Here is a 17,417-nt window from a genome sequence, read left to right on the forward strand (position 1 = left end):
TTAAAAAAATAAGCATGCGCAATAGCTATCATTACGCATGCTTATTAGGTTCTTTCCTTATTTTGCGTTCAATAAGCTATCCAGGTTAGGTTCTTCGCCGAACCAAGTTTTGTAGATTTCCGCGTACTTTCCGTTTTCCAATACCTTCTTAATAGCCGGATCCAGTTTCGCTTTTAACTCACTGCCCTTAGGGTAAAGAATGCCATAATATTCCGCTCCGAAGTTCTCCGTGTCTACAATCCCCACCAGCTTCTGCTTAGGATTGTTTTTCATGTATTCACGTACAATGGCAATATCCGCTACGACCGCATCGGCTCCGCCGCCATTCAGTTCCATCAATGCCACCGCATTGCTGTCAAAACGTTTCAAGTTAGGGTTGTCGACGCCCATTATTCCGCTCATCAGGTCATCTGCAGTTGTGGCCCCTTGTATTGCAACTACTTTATCTTTAAGATCAAGTGCATTTTTGATGTCGCTGCCTTCTTTAACCATGATCATATTGGTAGATTCGAAATAAGGGATGGAATAGTCATAGGTTTCTTTACGTTCATCCGTAATGGATACTGAAGACAGCCCTGCTTGATACTCCGTTCCCTGCTTCACACTTTGAAGCATCGTTTCCCAGCCTATGTTCGTTACGTCATAGTCTATTCCCGCTTCTTCCATAACTGCCTTAATGAAATCGATGTCGAATCCTTTGATTTTATCCGTGTCCATGTACTCCATAGGAGCGTAGCTGGCATCACTGGCAAACTTAATTTTCTCTGCCGGGGATTCGTTACCAGCTTTACTGTTATTTGCTCCACAACCTACCAATCCAACCACCACCAATGCGATAAAAACTGACATTAAAGCGCGAATTTTTATTGTCATATCTCCATACCCCCTATTTTTGGAAATAACTTAAAGAGATTTTAACAGATTAAAGGATTCATGACAATTAACTTTTCTATTTTATGTAAGGTTATATAACATAATATTATTATTTTATAAGTTTTATACGTACATCACTCTCAAAAAATTACCATCAAACACAAAAAGGCACTGCCAGAGATTGTATTCTCCCTAGCAATGCCTTTAGATTTAACCTTAAACCTATTAAAGTGTGATATCTCCATCATAAGTACCGATCAATTTATACAGATCCGGCCGGCGGTCACGGAAGATTCCCCACTCGATCCGTCCAACTTCCAAAGCATCCAGATCGAATTCGCTTACCAGCACGGTTTGCTCATCACGTCCAGCCTCAACGATTTTATTGCCCTGAGGACCTGCAATGAACGATGAACCGTAGAAATTAATGCTCGAATCCTCATCAATTTCTTCACCAATACGGTTGGAAGCCACGACTGGAATAAGATTAGCAGCTGCATGTCCAAGCATACAGGTCTGCCAATGATCCTTGGAATCGATCGATCCATCCTGCGGTTCAGAACCAATAGCCGTTGGATAGAACAGAATTTCTGCTCCCATCAGGCTCATTACTCTAGCCGCTTCTGGATACCATTGATCCCAGCAGATACCTACGCCAATCTTGGCATAACGAGTGTTCCATACCTTAAAGCCAGTATCTCCCGGATTAAAGTAGAACTTCTCTTCATAACCTGGGCCATCTGGAATATGACTCTTGCGGTATTTACCAAGCACCGTTCCATCAGCATCGATTACAGCAAGTGAATTGTAACGCGCGTAATTCTTTTTCTCATAAAAACTAATTGGCAGCACCACTTGCAGCTCCTTGGCTACTGCTTTGAAATGATTAATCGCCTTGTTATGCTCAAGCTCTGTTGCATATGCGTAATAATCAGCTTTCTCTTTTTGACAGAAATACGGAGTCTCAAACAGCTCCTGCAGCAAAATAATTTGCGCACCCTGTGCTGCCGCTTCTCTGACCAATGCCTCGGCTTTGCTGATATTCTCCTCAATATTGCTGGAACAACTCATTTGTGTCGCAGCTACTTTTACATTTCTCAAGAATCTGTCCTCCTTGTATATAAATGTCCCTTTGGACGTTTAGTTTCCTTCAAATTATTGCTGTGCAGGCATTTGCTGCGTAGTGCAATGTACATTCCCGCCTTCGGTGATAACGGCCATTCCGTTAACTGTACGAATCTTGCGATCCGGGAACAAACCAGCGAGCACTTTCTCAGCAAGTGTATCCGTTTCTGTCGCGGTGCCGCCAAACACAGGCAAGATAATTCCGCCGTTCACGAAATAAAAGTTCAAATAACTGAGCGTCAGACGACTGCCGTCATGATCGACCCGTGGTGGCTGCTGAATCTTGATAATCTCCAGCTTACGCCCTTTGGCATCTGTAGCGTTCTCCAGAATACGCAGATTTTCTTGCGTAATCTCATAGTTCTCATCCTGCGGGTCCTCACAGACCTGGATAATAACTTTGCCTGGTGCAGCAAAACAAGCAATATTATCAACGTGACCATCGGTTTCATCGCCGCTAAGGCCACGTCTCAGCCAGATAATAGCTTCTGTACCTGTATAGTTCCGCACGTACTCTTCGATCTCTTCGCGCTTCAGCTCCGGGTTGCGGTTTAGGTTAAGCAGACACTCTTCTGTAGTAAGCAAAGTGCCTTCTCCATCCGTATGAATCGAGCCACCCTCCATCACAAGCGGTGCATCAAAACGGGTGATCTGTGCATGCTCCAGAATCTGCGGAGCCACTTCGTCATCCAGATCCCAAGGTGAATATTTACCGCCCCAAGCATTAAACTTCCAGTTCACACCTGCCATTTGTCCTTCTTTATTAACAATAAAGGTAGGTCCGTTATCACGCAGCCAAGCATCGCTATGCGCAATAGGCAGCAGCGTTACATTCGGTCCGCCGACCAGATGTTCTACCCGCTCCACGTCCTCCGGGTTCACAATGACCGTGATCGGTTCAAACTCGGCGATGGCTGTGATAATGTCAGCATAACCTTGACACACTGACTCGTGGTTGTCCGGGAAACACATAGATTCCTGCACCGGCCAGGAGATAAAAGTACGTTCATGCTTGCCCCATTCCGGTGGCATTGTATAGTTCAAATCTTTAGGATTCATGTGTTAACTACCTTTACTAATATATTTGGAGCCAGTCCTACCCTTAAAACTCCTTCCTCATCATACAATAATATGTTCTAGTGCTCAATTCCCTGGGACATTAATAATGTTGGAAGGAATTTTTTTGTTCGCAGCCCCCATTTTACAGTTAAAAAGTTTAAGTTTCATCCGTTACAACGAAGCTAACAGAACCCAATTCCCCAAAAAGCTCACTGAATTCATACACGGTAACGCTGTTGCTGACGTTGTCCAATCCCATGACAATTATTTTTTCCTTGGCGTATTCAGCGCATCTGGCGTCCTTCTGTCTCATAGCAGCTCCAATATGCCGTTTCTAGTTAGCGGCGTCTTTCTGGGTTCCGCATTATGGTGGATGGGTTTGACAGGGAGCACCGCTTTGTTCAGAAACAACATAATGTCAGGACGTTCGAAACAGCTCTTGTTCAACAAACTATCCGGATTGGTAATGTTGTCTTTCGGCATTGTCGCCCTTATTCAATCTCTCAATCTTCAGGAGTTCCTTTAAACGATCCCTCTCACTATACGGTAATCTTTTTTACCACATTGCCTTCAAAATCCTTAACGATAAATTCCCCGCCCTCTAGAACAGCATAGGAATTAGGATTATTCTCTTTAGGCAGCGATATGGAGCCGGGGTTCAGCACGTACACTCCCTCCTTTACATCGGCAACTGGTATATGGGTATGTCCCTGAATAAAAATATCCTTCTCGGAAAGCGCCGGCAAATGCTCAATGCTAAAGCCATGACCATGTGTAGCGTAAATCCGTCTGCCTTCGTGCAAAAGCATTACATAATCGCCCATCATCGGGAATTCCAGCAGCATTTGATCTACCTCGGCGTCACAGTTTCCACGCACTGCGGTTATCGGCTTGTTTTTGTTATATACGTTAAGCTTATTAGCAACCTCTTGTGGGTTATAGTCCTTCGGCAGCGGATTTCTTGGACCATGATATAGGAAGTCTCCTAGAATAATAAGACTGTCCGGCTGCTCTTCTTCTACCTTTTCCAAAGCCCGTTCCAGCCAAAATAAAGATCCGTGAATGTCGGAAATAAACATTAACTTCATCATGTATTCTCCTTTTCAACTTAACTTAAGTAAATATGCGCTTAGACAATAATCTTAACCTTGAACATACCACAACGCAAAGCAGACGTTCCCAAAGGAACGCCCTGCTCGCTATATCTTAACACTCACGGCAAATTCGAGGATCCCATCAAAAAGCGGTCTACTTCGCGCGCAGTCTGACGCCCTTCGTCAATAGCCCATACTACAAGGCTTTGCCCGCGCCGCATATCACCTGCTGTGAACACACCTTCTACATTGGTTGCTTGTGCTCCGAACTCTGCTTTGGCGTTCCCCCGCTCATCGCGTTCCACCCCAAGCTCGCCCAGTACAGTTTCTTCAGGCCCTGTGAATCCCAAAGCCAGCAATACCAGCTGCGCTTGCAGGGTCTCCTCACTGCCCGGTACTTCGACCGGTACCATTCGTCCCTGTTCATTACGGGTCCATTCAATGCGCACTGTACGCAGCTCCTGCACTTGCCCGCCCTCATCGCCGACAAACCGTTTCGTCGAAACCAGATAACGGCGTGGATCTTCTTTATACAGTGAAGCGGCCTCATGCTGACCATAGTCCACTTTAAGCACCTTTGGCCATTCCGGCCAAGGATTGTTAGGCTGACGAGTCAGCGGCGCCTGTGGCATAATCTCGAGCTGAGTTACACTGCGGCAGCCGTGGCGGATTGAGGTGGCCACACAGTCTGTTCCAGTATCCCCACCGCCGATTACAACTACATCCTTACCTGCTGCAGATAAATACTCGCCATCTGCAAGCCCTGAATCCAGTAGGCTCTTTGTATTCAGCGTTAAAAACTCCATAGCTTGATGAATCCCACGCAGATCACGTCCTTCTATCGGAAGATCACGTGCCTGTGTAGATCCACCACACAGTACCACAGCATCATGCTCTGCCTTGAGCTGTGAAGCTGGGAGATCTCGGCCGATCTCTGTTCGAGTTACGAAGGTAATACCCTCAGCCGCAAGCAGATCCACCCGGCGCTGCACAGTCTTTTTATCCAGCTTCATGTTGGGAATACCATAGGTAAGCAGACCGCCAATCCGGTCCGCCCGTTCATACACAGTCACCGTATGTCCAGCCTTATTAAGCTGTGCCGCACAGGCAAGGCCTGCCGGACCTGAACCCACTACAGCAACCTTCTTACCCGTGCGATGAAGTGGCGGCTCAGGCACAATCCAGCCTTCTGCAAAACCTCTATCTACAATTGACTTCTCAATAGATTTAATGGTGACAGGTTTGCCGTTCATCCCTACCGTACAAGAGCCTTCACAAGGAGCGGGACAGACACGGCCTGTAAATTCAGGAAAGTTGTTTGTCTTATGCAGACGTTTCAGCGCTATCTCCCAATTTCCACGATAGACCATATCGTTCCATTCAGGAATCAAGTTGTGCAAAGGGCAGCCGGAAGCCATACCAGACAACAGACGTCCTACATGACAAAATGGCGTACCGCAATCCATACAACGTGCCCCTTGCTCGCGCAGCTTTTCTTCATCCATAGGAATCGAAAATTCATTCCAATTCTTAATTCGCTCCAATGCCTCACACTCGGAGGGTGTCTGTCGTTCAAACTCTAAAAATCCGGTTGCTTTCCCCATCTCTTTCATCCTCTCTACCAAAGAAAAGTACTCTCTGTCACTTTCTGCTGTTATGCCACTCTAAAGCGCCAAAGTAAATGCCTTAATATTAGCATCCTAGATCTTTAACGAAAATGAGTAATGTCACCTTTTTATGTAAAATAAAAGCATCCTTTCAAAAGAAAGTTCCGCGCAAAAAAGCACACAGCGCACTGTACTCATTGAGCACAATACTCCGTATGCTTTTGACGAATTATCTATAACAAACCATCTAGTTCACCGTCAGCACTACCATTCCAATCCCACTTACATTTAGCTTATTACCCGTCAGATTCTGCACAAGATCGGCTCCAAAAACCGTTTTCCATGCCCCGAGCTGTGGCAGAACCAAAGTCGTCTGTTCAACATTAGCATTAAAAAGCACATAGATATGCTTCGCCGCATCTCCTCCAGCATGGCCACGCAGCGTATAAGCTACCGAACTTACCGGTGCTTTTTCAAATACTAGATGATTCCGAATGTCATCTGCCGTTCGCATACGGAAAGCCGGATGCGCTTTTCGCAAGGCAATTAGCTGCTTCAGATAAACCACATCGTCTTGATGAGCAGCGCACAGTTCCCAATCCAATTGGTTGATCTTCACCGAGGATTTATAGCTGTTCTCCACCCCGTTTTTCGTGCGCATAAATTCCTGACCCGCATGGACAAAGGGGATTCCCTGACTCATGAACACTATCGCAGAAGCTAATCTATGCATAGATTGGCGCTGTTTGTCCGTCTCCCCTTGTGTGGACAGTAATATTTTATCCCATAACGTATGATTATCATGACATTCCACATAATTGACGGTTTGCTGAGGCTCCACGGCAAATTGTCCAATGCCTGGGGCAAAAGCAATGCCTCCCGCGACTCCTGCCTTTATCGCAAGCTCCAGACCCATCATTCCGCTGATGAAGCCCGGTTGATCATGAAGAAAAATATTCCCTTTAATTGCATCCCGGAAATCATCATTAAAATGTCCGATTCCCGGCAAAAGCGCTGCATTCTTCTGATGGGCAAGCCGCTCCATCGGCAACTCTGTCCCCATCATCCAACCTTCACCAATCGTCATGATGGACGGGTCAATCCCATCCAGACGACGCCGGATTTCCTCCATCGTGTAGAGATCAATCAAGCCCATCAGATCAAAACGAAAACCATCGATATGGTATTCTTTGGCCCAATAAACTACGGATTCCACAATGAAGCTGGACATCATCAATCGTTCCGAAGCCACGTCATTCCCGCAGCCAGAGCCATCCGACAGGCTTCCGTCTTGCTTATAACGCAAATAATAGCCGGGAACCAGCTTGGTAAAATTCACGCGGTAGCCATCGTACACATGGTTGTAAACCACATCCATAATGACGCGGAGGCCCCGATCATGAAGTGCTTGAATCATTGTTTTTAGTTCACGGATACGCACTCCAGGCACATAAGGATCTGTAGCATAGGAACCTTCTGGCACATTATAATTCTTCGGATCATAACCCCAGTTATAATGCGGTTCATCCAGCCTCGTCTCATCTACACTCTCTGTAGAATAATCATAAACAGGCAATAGCTGCACATGGGTTACACCGAGGTTCGCGATATGATCGAGTCCAGTGAGAATACCCTCCGGTCCGCGGGTCCCTTCTTCCGCCAAAGCAAGATATTGTCCTTTATGGGTCATACCACTTGCTGGATGGATAGATAAGTCACGCAAATGAAGCTCATAAATGATGGCATCTACAGGATCATCCAGGGGTGGTTTATCTTCCGTCCACCGCTCAGGATCTGTTTTGCGTAAATCTAAAATAGCTCCCCTATCACCGTTCACTCCTACAGCACGTGCATAAGGATCAACCGCCTCATTCCACTGTTCTCCAAGACGTACTCGGTAGGTATAGAACTTGCCATCTAAATCACCGTCAACTGTAATTCTCCACGTGCCCCGGATATCACGGATCATAGAATACTTACACTCGGCTGCTCCCTGCCATGAATTATAAAGTACCAGCTCCGCTTCTTGAGCGGTGGGCGCCCACAAACAAAAAGCTGAACTACCCGGTGAGTACGTTAGGCCAAGATCGTCCCCATCATAGCTGAATAACTGATCAAACTCCTGAGCAAACACGGAAATCCCTCTAGTAGCCGCAGGGTCCCCATAATAAATGGGTTCCTTCATTTCCCTTTGTACGGACAAAGCACCTATCCCCTTTTCCAGTTATTAACTGGATTATAGTATGATCGTCTAAGTAGTGCAAACGTTTGGACTCAAATTTTTCAAGCTATTTTGTCAGGACAACCCCTCTACCTCAATGCATCTGCAATATCTAACCCGACCATCGTAATAATGTCTTTATTTGCAAAATACGGAATACGCCGTTCTTTCCCTAGAGTGACTCTACCATCCTTGTACCGCACACCATTATCGTGAACAATCAGGGTAGGACGCTCTCCGTCATCAAATACCTCATATCCTATACCTAGTACCCAATGGTAATCGTAAGTAAACTTGCCTCTCCACCGCAGACGAAACCACTTATCAAATTTAACAGCCACAGGCCGGCCGGCATCAATTTCTGTTTTATATACTTCAAAATCATTAAACGTAGTAATGAGTAACTTTTGCTGATCCTTAGGTAAAGTCGATGAATGGATATAGTTCTTCAGTTCTTTGGTAAAACAGCGCACACTCATCCCCCAAGGTCTTCCGCCGTGATGGCTGTATATGTAATTAATATGAGCGGCTTTGGAAGGAAAATGACCTTTCCCCCGAATAAAGTCCGCTCCGAAATGGGTGTTCCAATACTCCGTTAACGCTGCCATCGTAGCTGGGCCACACGCAGAGGACGGGGATTCGACCCCAACCTCCCACTGTGTATATGGCTCCGCAGGCAGTTTGTTGCTAATCCGAGGCTGTCTATGCTTCATTCAGATAGATCCCCTCTTAAAGGGCTAGACTTAGGAGTAATATGTGGAGTCGCCTCCGGAAGTAAAATCACATTTGTACCGGCATCCAATTCTCCTTCTACAGCTGCTGCCCCTTCCATTGTTGTCTCCCGTTCTTCTGTCTGCACTGTATCTTCCACATCTATCTCAGCTTTACTATCAGGATTGATCTGCAGCGTGAAATAGAAATTAGAGCCCTCTCCTTCACTGCTCTCTACAGCAATGGCTCCGCCCATCAGCTCAACGAGCTTTTTACAAATCGCCAGCCCCAATCCGGTCCCGCCATATTTGCGGTTAAACGAGGAATGCAGCTGATAAAAAGACTGAAACAACCGATGCTGCTTCTCTAGAGGAATGCCGATTCCCGTATCCCTAACATTAAATTTCAAAGTTAATTTCTTTTGATCTGCGGACAGCTTCTGCTCTACGTAAATACTGATACTGCCCCGATCTGTAAACTTGATTGCATTGCTGACCAGATTGACCAATACCTGACGCAACCGCCCGGCATCGCCCATAATCAGTGGCGGCACTCCAGGTGCCATGCTGCATGATAACTGAATATTTTTCTCCAAAGCCTTCGCTGTAAATAGATCGATTACGCTGTCCAATACGGCTTGAAGCTGCACGGGCTCATTTACAATCATCATTTTTCCGGCTTCAATTTTGCTGTAATCCAGTATTTCATTCAAAATAGATAGGAGCGAGCTGCTGCTCTCCTTAATAATGTCAGTATATCCAAGCTGTTCTTCATCAAGCTCCGTCTCCGCCAGGAGATCCGTCATCCCTACAATTCCGTTCATCGGAGTACGGATTTCATGGCTCATAATAGCTAAGAACTCAGACTTAGCCTGGTCTGCTTTTTCCGCAGATTCCTTCGCCCGAATGATTTCCTTCTCATCCGTGATGTCCCGGAACACTACAACAACACCCTTCGGATCCCCCTTATCAAACAGAGGGGTTACCTGATATTCCGCAAGAAAGCTAGAACCGTCCTTACGCCACAAGACCGCATCATTACTCTGATAAGATACACCTGACTTAATAGCCTTCATTAGTGGAGATTCCTGCGGCCGATAATGGCTCCCATCGAGTGCTATCTGCTGAATTTGATCCAAATAAGGATGGCCCATAATTTCATCATGTTCATAGTCCAGCATTTGCAAACCTGCAGGGTTAATGAACGTCACCTTCTCCTCCATGTCGAGTCCAAAGATGCCTTCCGAAACTGCATTTAAAATAAGAGTGTACTCATTGCTAAGCTTCTCAATTTGTTCTGTATAACGGATGCGCTCTGTAATATCACGGGAAATCCCATACACACCTACTACTTGATCATCTACAATAATCGGAATATTGGTAGTATTAATCTCTACAAAGTGTCCGTCTTTATGAATAAGCGTTAGATCATAGCTTTGAGGATAACCCTGGGCGGCTAAGTTAAAATGATACAACGTCTTCTCTATGTCCTTCTCATGGACAATGGGGCCAAAGTACATTCCGATCAGTTCATCCAGCGAATACCCGGTCAACTTCTCCAAATTCGCATTGGCGGTCAAATAATCTCCATGCAAATTCATAGAGTACACGGCAGATGGATTATATTCGAACAAAGATTTATACCGTTGCTCGCTCTCCTTAAGCTTGAACTCGAACTGCTTGCGCTCCGTAATTTCACGTCCAATCGCTATAATCTCCATGACATTCCCCTCATCATCATAGGTATAACGACTGCTCGACTCGAACCAGACATAGGTGCCATTCTTATGGCGGTAGCGGTAAGCTACAGCCGGAATAACGCCAGAGCTGCGGCTCTGCTCCATTAAACCTTGCATCATAACTAGATCATCCGGATGGAGATAATTATAGGCGCTTGTCCCAACCATCTCTTCAGGTTCATAACCAAGCAGGGTACGACTAGCCGAAGAACAATATAAGAAAATACTGTCTTTGACCGCATGACGCGAGATTAAATCCAGTGAATTCTCGGACATTAATCTATAATTGCGTTCACTTTGACGAATTTGTTCTTCCATTTGCTGCTGCTGATCCAGATGATCCACCGTTTCCTGAGCTGCGATCTTTAGTTCCGTAATATCCTCGGCATATACTATAATATACGAAGGCGCTTGTCCTTCTTCTGCTCCTAACCCAGAGAACATGAGAGACAGGCAGACGGGTTGACCTTCTTTGTTTAAAAAACAATGCTCCTTCTTCCAGCTGCCCGCTGGCGATTTCTGAAGCTCATCCATTACCACTCTATAGGAGAGCTCTTTTGAATGTGCCTCTCTATTTTCCGATTCTGTAAAAAGAGCCCCGGCAAGAAACTCGGCTTCCGTAAAGCCAAGTAGATTGCAAAAAGCCGGATTGACTTTTATCCAGTTGAAATTGCCGTTATTCGAAAACAGTACGGCCATTCCTTCTGGAGACCTCATAAATGCATGATCCAGAATTGCGTTAAATTCTACCGAGCTGCCCATTTAAGCCAGACCTCCTTTGTTGCTAGCGCTAAAGCTCTCATACCTTCTTATGTCAGTATACGATAAGAGAACTGGGGAAAGAAATGTCTAGCGCATTATTTTAAATTGGAAATATTTAAATTTAAATTATTGACGCAAGCAAATAAACAACTTATATTTAACAATAAATATATCGTTCGTGACCTATTACGATGGAAGCACCCGTAATAAAGGCTTTTGCCTTTGCTACGGGTGCTTTTTTGTTGTCTTCAGGAATACGGACAAAAGGAGGAGCGAATCAATGAACGCACTAAAGTCATTCCCCTTACTACTACTGGTGATCCTGCTATCGTTAAGCACATCAACAGGAGCTTTTGCTGCAGCAACGACTGAATTAACACCTTCTATTCAAGCGGCTTTTGATCTAACAGCTGCCACTGCCGAGGCTCCTGCAAGGATGAAGATGACTAATCTGTACAATGAATTATCTACTTTAAAGATGCAATACAATAACCGTGAGGAGCAGATCCGAACCCTTCACTATAACAATGAGCAAACACTGATTGCGGTACGTAAGCAAATTAAAGAGATTGATTTAGAAGCCGTAGCTCAGCTGGAGGTCACCGTTAAGAGCTGTAAACAGCACTATCAGCCCTTATTCGACCAATACAATGCGCTTCATAAACGTATCAAGATCGCCAAGGGTCTTAAAAATAAGACTTTGAATACCGTACTACAAGCCCAAGGCGATGCTATGAAGGTCCTGGTTCAGTTGGCTCGCAAAGAGATTAGCGACAAACAGAATCAGTTGAATGCAGCCAAACAGACACGTACCCGAAAGATAACCTATGCCCGCAAAACCTTGTCTGGCATTGATAGCCCACAAGTCTCAATTAAATCTAACAAAAGCGTAGTCACCTCATTGAATAAACGGATTTCCGCAGATTGGAGTGACTTCAAAGCAGCAATTCGCAAGCAAAACCTTACATTAACCACTCAGTCTCTGTCCTCACTCGTCTCGGGTTACCGCCAAATCGCAACGCACAAGCAAAAAATCATAGAATTAGAACAAAAGATTTCTGTTGTCATTGCTAATACGAGGAAACAGATCATTTAGTATTTTTTTTCTTCTCATTCGCTCTGCGGTAAGCCATTACTTTGCGGTACATGCTTTTATCAGAAAGATGTTTAAAAATATATGGGTCCGGACTAGTATTCACTTCAATAATCCAAGGCGTCATGGATCTATCCAATCCTACATCGACACCAATCTGTCTAAACCCAGGATATTTCTTATGGTAGAAACGTCCGGTATCTTCTCCTAGCTTTCTCAGTATCCTAAGCATTTGCGCTTGCTGAGCTTCGTTCAGATAAGGAGACAGAAGCTTTTCCATAGCAGTTAGTTTGCCGCCGCTATGATAGTTGGTAACAATCTTACCTTTCTCAGCTACCCGACCAATCAGACCGGTAGTTTCCCATTTGCCCTGCGGGCTGAGCTGGACCATCACACGGATATCAAAGCGGTGTTTCCCGTGCTTTAGCAATACTATTCCTCTCTGGATCAGGTAACTACGTCCACGCGTCGCTTTCTTTAAGGATAAATGGAAGGCGTCGAAGGTTCTAAAAGTCTTAAGTCTTGTTCCACTTTGGTACTTGTATTCTGTTCCATAAGTCTCTCTACTCTGTTCAACCTTCATCACACCATTGCCATAGGTACCGTATTCTGGTTTGACATAAACCATTCCATATTTCAGCAGCATAGCTTTCAGATTGACTTTACTGAATTTTACTGTTTCGGGAATCAACGGTGAAATTTCAGTGCTTCGCATGAGCACCTTGGTTTTAATCCATTTGCTGGTCAATGCAGACTTTAACTTCTTTCCCAACTGTCCTCTCCCCTGTCCCTCAGAAAATAATCACGGCCTTAGTAAGCCTTAGTATTTTATGCTGCAACTGTACAAATGGCATGAGTGAAACGCCCTCTCCGCTTTCGGATGTATCTACTGTTTACTGTGTTGCATATGGTGGAAGAGGATATCCATTAGCGGATAAAAGGAGGCGTGAACCATGCACATTTGTATCATTGCACCGGAGCAGTTCCCAGTTCCGGGAGACGGTTCAGTAGAAATCTGCATTTGGGCCATTGCCAGAAGGCTCGCGGAGAGACATAAGGTAACCATTGTAAGTCGGAAGTTACCTGGACTACCTGCTGCCACTATATTGGAGCAGGTCAGAATTATCCGGTTGCCCGCAAGCACCCCAGCCCATTATCTTACTTCGGTATTAGAATACATTCAGAAAGAATCCTTTGATATCATTCAGGTTGATAATCGCCCCCATCTTATGTCTGCTGTAAAGAAACAGCTTCCTCATATCCCGGTATTTCTGTTCCTGCACTCTCTTACCTTCACACCGGGTACAGATAAAGTGGCAAATGCCTTGGCAAAAGCAGATCTGATCATTGCCAACAGCCACTCCTTACAGCGAAGATTGGATCGCCGCTTCCCTCAACTGACCACAGGGATTCACATTGTCTTATTGGGAGCCGATCTTGATCGGTTTACCCCTGTGCAGACATCTGAAAAACAACAGCTTCGTAGTTTTTACAGACTTCCGCAGACCTTTACCGTTTTGTTCGTTGGTCGGGTTATACCCCGCAAAGGAGTGCCTATATTAATACGTGCTATGTCGCATTTAAACAAACACCTCCCCGCTCATCTCGTCATCGCAGGCAAGGGCAAACCGTCGTACATACGGCAGTTGAAGCTACTTGCACGGCGGCTGAGAGTGTCAGTTACTTTTCTAGGAAATGTAGCTCATGAGAATATTCACACCCTTTATCAGGCAGCAGACTGCTTTGTATGCCCTTCCCAGAATCATGAATCCTTCGGGCTTGTTAATGTAGAAGCTATGGCCTCCGGTCTACCTGTTATCGCTTCTAATAATGGGGGAATCCGAGAGATTGTCGCCTCTGGCCATAACGGTTATCTGGTAGAACGATATCGCGAGGCTTTACCCTTTGCCCGACATTTGCTGCGGATAGCCCGCAATCCACAATTGGCAGTTACCATCGGATCACAAGGGAGAACAGATGCGCTTGAAGCCTTCAATTGGTTGCGTACAGCGAACCATTTAGAACAGCTGTACCAAGCTTCTACATCACCACAGCAGGGGTACAGAACTCTTGCAGGCGGAATGCAATTGTAGACTCAAGAAAAGTAGGGGGGCCCATAAGCCATCAACTGGCTGCTGGGTTCCCTTCTTTTTGGTGTTTGCTTGAGCTAAACAAACACCAATCTCCGATTGAATTAGGTCATATATGCGTATAAAAGGTAGCTATCGGACACAGCTGACCCCAAACGCAGCTTTATCCCACATTTGCAATGCTAAAGGACCCTATAACCACTATTGGCATGAAAAATGCCCAATATGAACGCATCCATAGGAATAACGTCGGTGGAGTCCGCAAACATGTTCCAAAGGCCAAAAACTAACAAATAACGTCATATGGGTCCGTAAGCCTCAGAGAAGGATTATTACTCCACGATGCAGACAGGCCATAAGCAACAACAAAAAGCAGCGATCCTCCAACACGGGAGAATCGCTGCTCTGCTTTTTTTGTCAATTTTACATTAAATAGGTAATTCCCTTCAATTCAAATCAATTGAATAACTGTAAGCACAAGCCCTACGACAAACCCGCATAAGGCTCCGTTCACACGAATCCATTGCAGATCTTTACCCACTTTATCTTCCAGCATATTCACTAGACTAGCGTCATCCATGCTGTCCAGATTCTCTTTTACCAAAAGACCTATTCTGTAGTGGTTAGCCTCTACAAAGGCAATTAGCGAAGCGCGAATCCGCTCTTCCCAGCTACTGATCCATTCTTGTTCCTTACCAATACGACGTACAAGCAGGGTATATAACGTGAACAGCTTGCGTCCGCCAGCCGCCCGATCTTCTTCCAGTAGGGAAATTGCTTTGCTGCGAATGTTCTCCAATTGCGTATGCAGAAATGCGGTTGCTGCTTCGCCTTCAAGCTCATTCAGTGCCCATTCTTTTAATGAAGCCAGTCTAGCCTCATCATTAACAATCTGGAACAGGGCCACTCGAATCTCACGGATAATCTCTTCACGGTATGGGCTATCCTCTTCCCGAAAATCGCGGATACCGGACTGCAACATACCTTGCAGCATTTCACCAAGCATATCTGCATCCATAAACCCGACAAAAGCCTGAAAGGCCATGCCTTTAAGTCCGCCAAGCTTCACTTCAGCCAATTTCTCGCTGGCGATCTTGCCCAGCATAGCTTTCGTTTCAGGACGTCCGCTCCAATTAGATACCCCTTCCAGCGCATAGTCTAGAGCAGCTACATCTTTACCGTCATTCATTAACTTAGTAACTATTTTATCAGCCGCAACGCCAAGCTCAGCTTCACGAACATATTCGGAGGCTGCCTTTTGCAGAAACGGTACGGCCTTCTCTACCGGAAGACGAGACACGAATTCGCCAAGCTGCTCCAATATTTGTACTCTTGCCTTCTTTTTACTAAAGAACTTTGTCAGCAGCTTGGAGCCCATTGATATAAAGCCAAACTTACGCAGCTTGTTCTCAATGCTTTCCTTGTTAAGAAGCTCAGTCTCCATCGCGGTGATTAGTGATTGGATGATCTTATCGCGATTCTTGAGCAGTAGTGAGGTATGTGGAATACGCAGCCCCATCGGATGGCGGAACAGCGCCGTTACCGCGAACCAGTCGGCAATCCCCCCCACCAAACCGGCCTCGAAACCACCTCTCAGTAGAATCACGGCTAGGTTTTCAGGTAGAAACAGTGTAATCAGAAACCCACATGCCATAAAGGCGAGTGACATGGTGGCTAAGTTTTTGGATCTCATAAATAGTCCCCTTTACATAAGCAGCTGCCGATGTCCTTACGCAGGAAAAATACCGTCGGTCACGTTCCTCGAACATAAGCTGACGATAGATTCGGCTAGTCGGTTAGTTTGACAACTATTGTACCACGACTGAACTATTTTCTAAAAATATACTGTAAAAACTCTTATCTCTTGTTAGACGTTCATTATTGTGCATTTGCATGAAAATGGTTTTTGGTTTTCAGAATATTAATGATAAGATACAAGTAACGTTTCAAATCCCCTTAAAAAGTACTACTTTACCTGGAAAAGGAGCTCATACAATATGCTGATTGCTTTAGATATGGATGGAACATTACTGAACGAAGAAGGAAACATCAGTCCAAAAAACCGCGAAGCTATTATAAAAGCTCAGAAACTAGGTCACATTGTTATCATTGCTACAGGGCGCTCCTTTATGGATGCAGAACGTCAGCTTCGGCTGGCGGATCTGGAATGTCCTGTAGTCAGTCTAAATGGCGCAGTCGTCACATTATCTGATCGCACCCTCGCGGCAAGCACGCCGCTGAATAAAGCAGACATCATTCCTGCTCTACGCTGGATGAACGAAATTCCGGACTTGTATTACGAGGTATACACTGAGGATAACGTTTATGTAGAGCTGAACAAACGTGTACGGTTAGAGAAATTATCTGCACTAAGCGATGATGAAGTTCCTGAAGAAGTCAGCTGGCTGCTAAAAGCAATGATCGATCAACAGTTTCAACAAGCAGCGGTAACCTATGTGGAGAGTATGGAAGAGGTGTGGAGCAAGGAGGAAAATGTTATTTATAAAACATTGGCTTTTTCTCTAAACCGAGAGCTGCTCAAGGAAGCTTCCACCCGCTTCGCAGCTATTCCGGGCTTAATTATTACCGCCTCCCATGTAAATAATATCGAGATTAACCATGAAGAGGCCAACAAAGGCTCCGGTGTAACCATGCTTGCTGACCATTATGGTATCCCGCTAGCGGATGTAGCTGTCATGGGCGACAGTTATAACGATCAGCCGATGTTCGAGAAGGCCGGCTACCGGATTGCTATGGCTAACGCTGCGCCAATTCTTAAGGAAATGGCGGAATTCATCACCACCAGTAATGACGAAGACGGAGTCGCGGCAGGAATTGAGCATCTTTTGAATAGAAATTCTAAAGAATAATTTCTGTATACAGCAGTGAATGCACAAATAGCATCGTGGGCAGTTCTGCTCACGGTGCTATTTGTGGGTTTATTTTTGTTAGGCAGGGGTCTCTCATTTACACTTTAGGCTTAGGTTTAGCTCGTGGCTTGCCTATTGCATCCCCCGTCCCTCTCAAAGATTAGTTGTACTTCG

At 45.3% G+C, this 17,417-nt stretch carries 14 protein-coding genes; 3 read left to right on the forward strand and 11 right to left on the reverse strand.

What is annotated here, in order from left to right:
- Positions 1-57: 57 nt before the first annotated feature.
- From NST45_RS25450 to NST45_RS25490, 9 genes are all read right to left on the reverse strand, one after another.
- On the reverse strand, positions 58-873 hold the full coding sequence (locus tag NST45_RS25450; protein ID WP_076275608.1) for a transporter substrate-binding domain-containing protein: 816 nt from the start codon (positions 871-873) through the stop codon (positions 58-60).
- A 225-nt stretch (positions 874-1,098) separates the two neighbouring features.
- Positions 1,099-1,974 (reverse strand): N-carbamoylputrescine amidase, encoded by an 876-nt coding sequence (gene aguB / locus NST45_RS25455; protein ID WP_076316590.1) that lies wholly within the window; start codon positions 1,972-1,974, stop codon positions 1,099-1,101.
- Between the two features lie 54 nt (positions 1,975-2,028).
- The gene (locus NST45_RS25460; RefSeq protein ID WP_038568299.1) at positions 2,029-3,057 is read right to left on the reverse strand and encodes an agmatine deiminase family protein; all 1,029 of its coding nucleotides are present in this window, start codon (positions 3,055-3,057) and stop codon (positions 2,029-2,031) included.
- Between the two features lie 157 nt (positions 3,058-3,214).
- Complete coding sequence (locus tag NST45_RS25465; RefSeq protein WP_155288068.1) at positions 3,215-3,370, reverse strand: hypothetical protein; 156 nt, start codon at positions 3,368-3,370, stop codon at positions 3,215-3,217.
- 226 nt (positions 3,371-3,596) lie between these two features.
- Positions 3,597-4,145, reverse strand: a complete 549-nt coding sequence (gene yfcE / locus NST45_RS25470; RefSeq protein ID WP_076316588.1) for a phosphodiesterase — start codon at positions 4,143-4,145, stop codon at positions 3,597-3,599.
- A gap of 125 nt (positions 4,146-4,270) precedes the next feature.
- On the reverse strand, positions 4,271-5,755 hold the full coding sequence (locus NST45_RS25475) for a glutamate synthase subunit beta (RefSeq protein WP_339824148.1): 1,485 nt from the start codon (positions 5,753-5,755) through the stop codon (positions 4,271-4,273).
- Positions 5,756-6,005: 250 nt separating this feature from the next.
- Positions 6,006-7,961, reverse strand: coding sequence for a type I pullulanase (gene pulA / locus NST45_RS25480; protein WP_076107376.1), 1,956 nt, complete (start codon positions 7,959-7,961; stop codon positions 6,006-6,008).
- A gap of 107 nt (positions 7,962-8,068) precedes the next feature.
- The gene (locus NST45_RS25485; protein ID WP_094902550.1) at positions 8,069-8,692 is read right to left on the reverse strand and encodes a C39 family peptidase; all 624 of its coding nucleotides are present in this window, start codon (positions 8,690-8,692) and stop codon (positions 8,069-8,071) included.
- A complete protein-coding gene (locus tag NST45_RS25490; protein WP_094902549.1) occupies positions 8,689-11,190 on the reverse strand; it encodes a PAS domain-containing hybrid sensor histidine kinase/response regulator in 2,502 nt (833 codons plus the stop codon). The genes NST45_RS25485 and NST45_RS25490 overlap by 4 nt, the downstream gene beginning before the upstream one ends.
- Before the next feature lie 280 nt (positions 11,191-11,470).
- Here NST45_RS25490 and NST45_RS25495 point away from each other — a divergent pair, with 280 nt between their 5' ends.
- Positions 11,471-12,286: a hypothetical protein gene (locus tag NST45_RS25495; RefSeq protein WP_051491505.1), complete on the forward strand. Its 816-nt coding sequence runs from the start codon at positions 11,471-11,473 to the stop codon at positions 12,284-12,286.
- On the opposite strand, the gene NST45_RS25500 is transcribed toward NST45_RS25495, so the two are convergent.
- Positions 12,279-13,055 (reverse strand): YheC/YheD family protein, encoded by a 777-nt coding sequence (locus NST45_RS25500; RefSeq protein ID WP_036687402.1) that lies wholly within the window; start codon positions 13,053-13,055, stop codon positions 12,279-12,281. The two genes, NST45_RS25495 and NST45_RS25500, sit on opposite strands and share 8 nt — an antisense overlap.
- 181 nt (positions 13,056-13,236) lie before the next feature.
- On the opposite strand from NST45_RS25500, the gene NST45_RS25505 reads away from it, so the two are divergent.
- Positions 13,237-14,376, forward strand: a complete 1,140-nt coding sequence (locus NST45_RS25505; RefSeq protein ID WP_052096721.1) for a glycosyltransferase family 4 protein — start codon at positions 13,237-13,239, stop codon at positions 14,374-14,376.
- 448 nt (positions 14,377-14,824) lie between these two features.
- Here the strand turns inward: NST45_RS25505 and NST45_RS25510 are convergent, their stop codons facing one another.
- Entirely contained in the window at positions 14,825-16,066 is a 1,242-nt protein-coding gene (locus tag NST45_RS25510) for a DUF445 domain-containing protein (protein WP_076134791.1), read from the reverse strand.
- 304 nt (positions 16,067-16,370) lie between these two features.
- Between NST45_RS25510 and NST45_RS25515 the strand changes: the two genes are divergently transcribed.
- Positions 16,371-17,243 carry a Cof-type HAD-IIB family hydrolase gene (locus tag NST45_RS25515; protein WP_076275603.1) on the forward strand — a complete coding sequence of 291 codons (873 nt, stop codon included), beginning with the start codon at positions 16,371-16,373 and terminating at the stop codon, positions 17,241-17,243.
- Positions 17,244-17,417 lie beyond the last annotated feature (174 nt).

Origin of the sequence: Paenibacillus sp. FSL R7-0163, assembly GCF_037969975.1 — a bacterium.
GTDB classification, from domain to species: domain Bacteria; phylum Bacillota; class Bacilli; order Paenibacillales; family Paenibacillaceae; genus Paenibacillus_AQ; species Paenibacillus_AQ odorifer.

What these genes read in the sequence shown, in the direction of transcription:
- NST45_RS25450 (WP_076275608.1), bottom strand. Translation starts at nt 873, where the DNA reads ATGACAATAAAAATTCGCGCTTTAATGTCAGTTTTTATCGCATTGGTG.
- NST45_RS25460 (WP_038568299.1), bottom strand. Translation starts at nt 3,057, where the DNA reads ATGAATCCTAAAGATTTGAACTATACAATGCCACCGGAATGGGGCAAG.
- NST45_RS25465 (WP_155288068.1), bottom strand. Translation starts at nt 3,370, where the DNA reads ATGAGACAGAAGGACGCCAGATGCGCTGAATACGCCAAGGAAAAAATA.
- yfcE (WP_076316588.1), bottom strand. Translation starts at nt 4,145, where the DNA reads ATGAAGTTAATGTTTATTTCCGACATTCACGGATCTTTATTTTGGCTG.
- NST45_RS25475 (WP_339824148.1), bottom strand. Translation starts at nt 5,755, where the DNA reads ATGGGGAAAGCAACCGGATTTTTAGAGTTTGAACGACAGACACCCTCC.
- NST45_RS25485 (WP_094902550.1), bottom strand. Translation starts at nt 8,692, where the DNA reads ATGAAGCATAGACAGCCTCGGATTAGCAACAAACTGCCTGCGGAGCCA.
- NST45_RS25490 (WP_094902549.1), bottom strand. Translation starts at nt 11,190, where the DNA reads ATGGGCAGCTCGGTAGAATTTAACGCAATTCTGGATCATGCATTTATG.
- NST45_RS25495 (WP_051491505.1), top strand. Translation starts at nt 11,471, where the DNA reads ATGAACGCACTAAAGTCATTCCCCTTACTACTACTGGTGATCCTGCTA.
- NST45_RS25505 (WP_052096721.1), top strand. Translation starts at nt 13,237, where the DNA reads ATGCACATTTGTATCATTGCACCGGAGCAGTTCCCAGTTCCGGGAGAC.
- NST45_RS25510 (WP_076134791.1), bottom strand. Translation starts at nt 16,066, where the DNA reads ATGAGATCCAAAAACTTAGCCACCATGTCACTCGCCTTTATGGCATGT.
- NST45_RS25515 (WP_076275603.1), top strand. Translation starts at nt 16,371, where the DNA reads ATGCTGATTGCTTTAGATATGGATGGAACATTACTGAACGAAGAAGGA.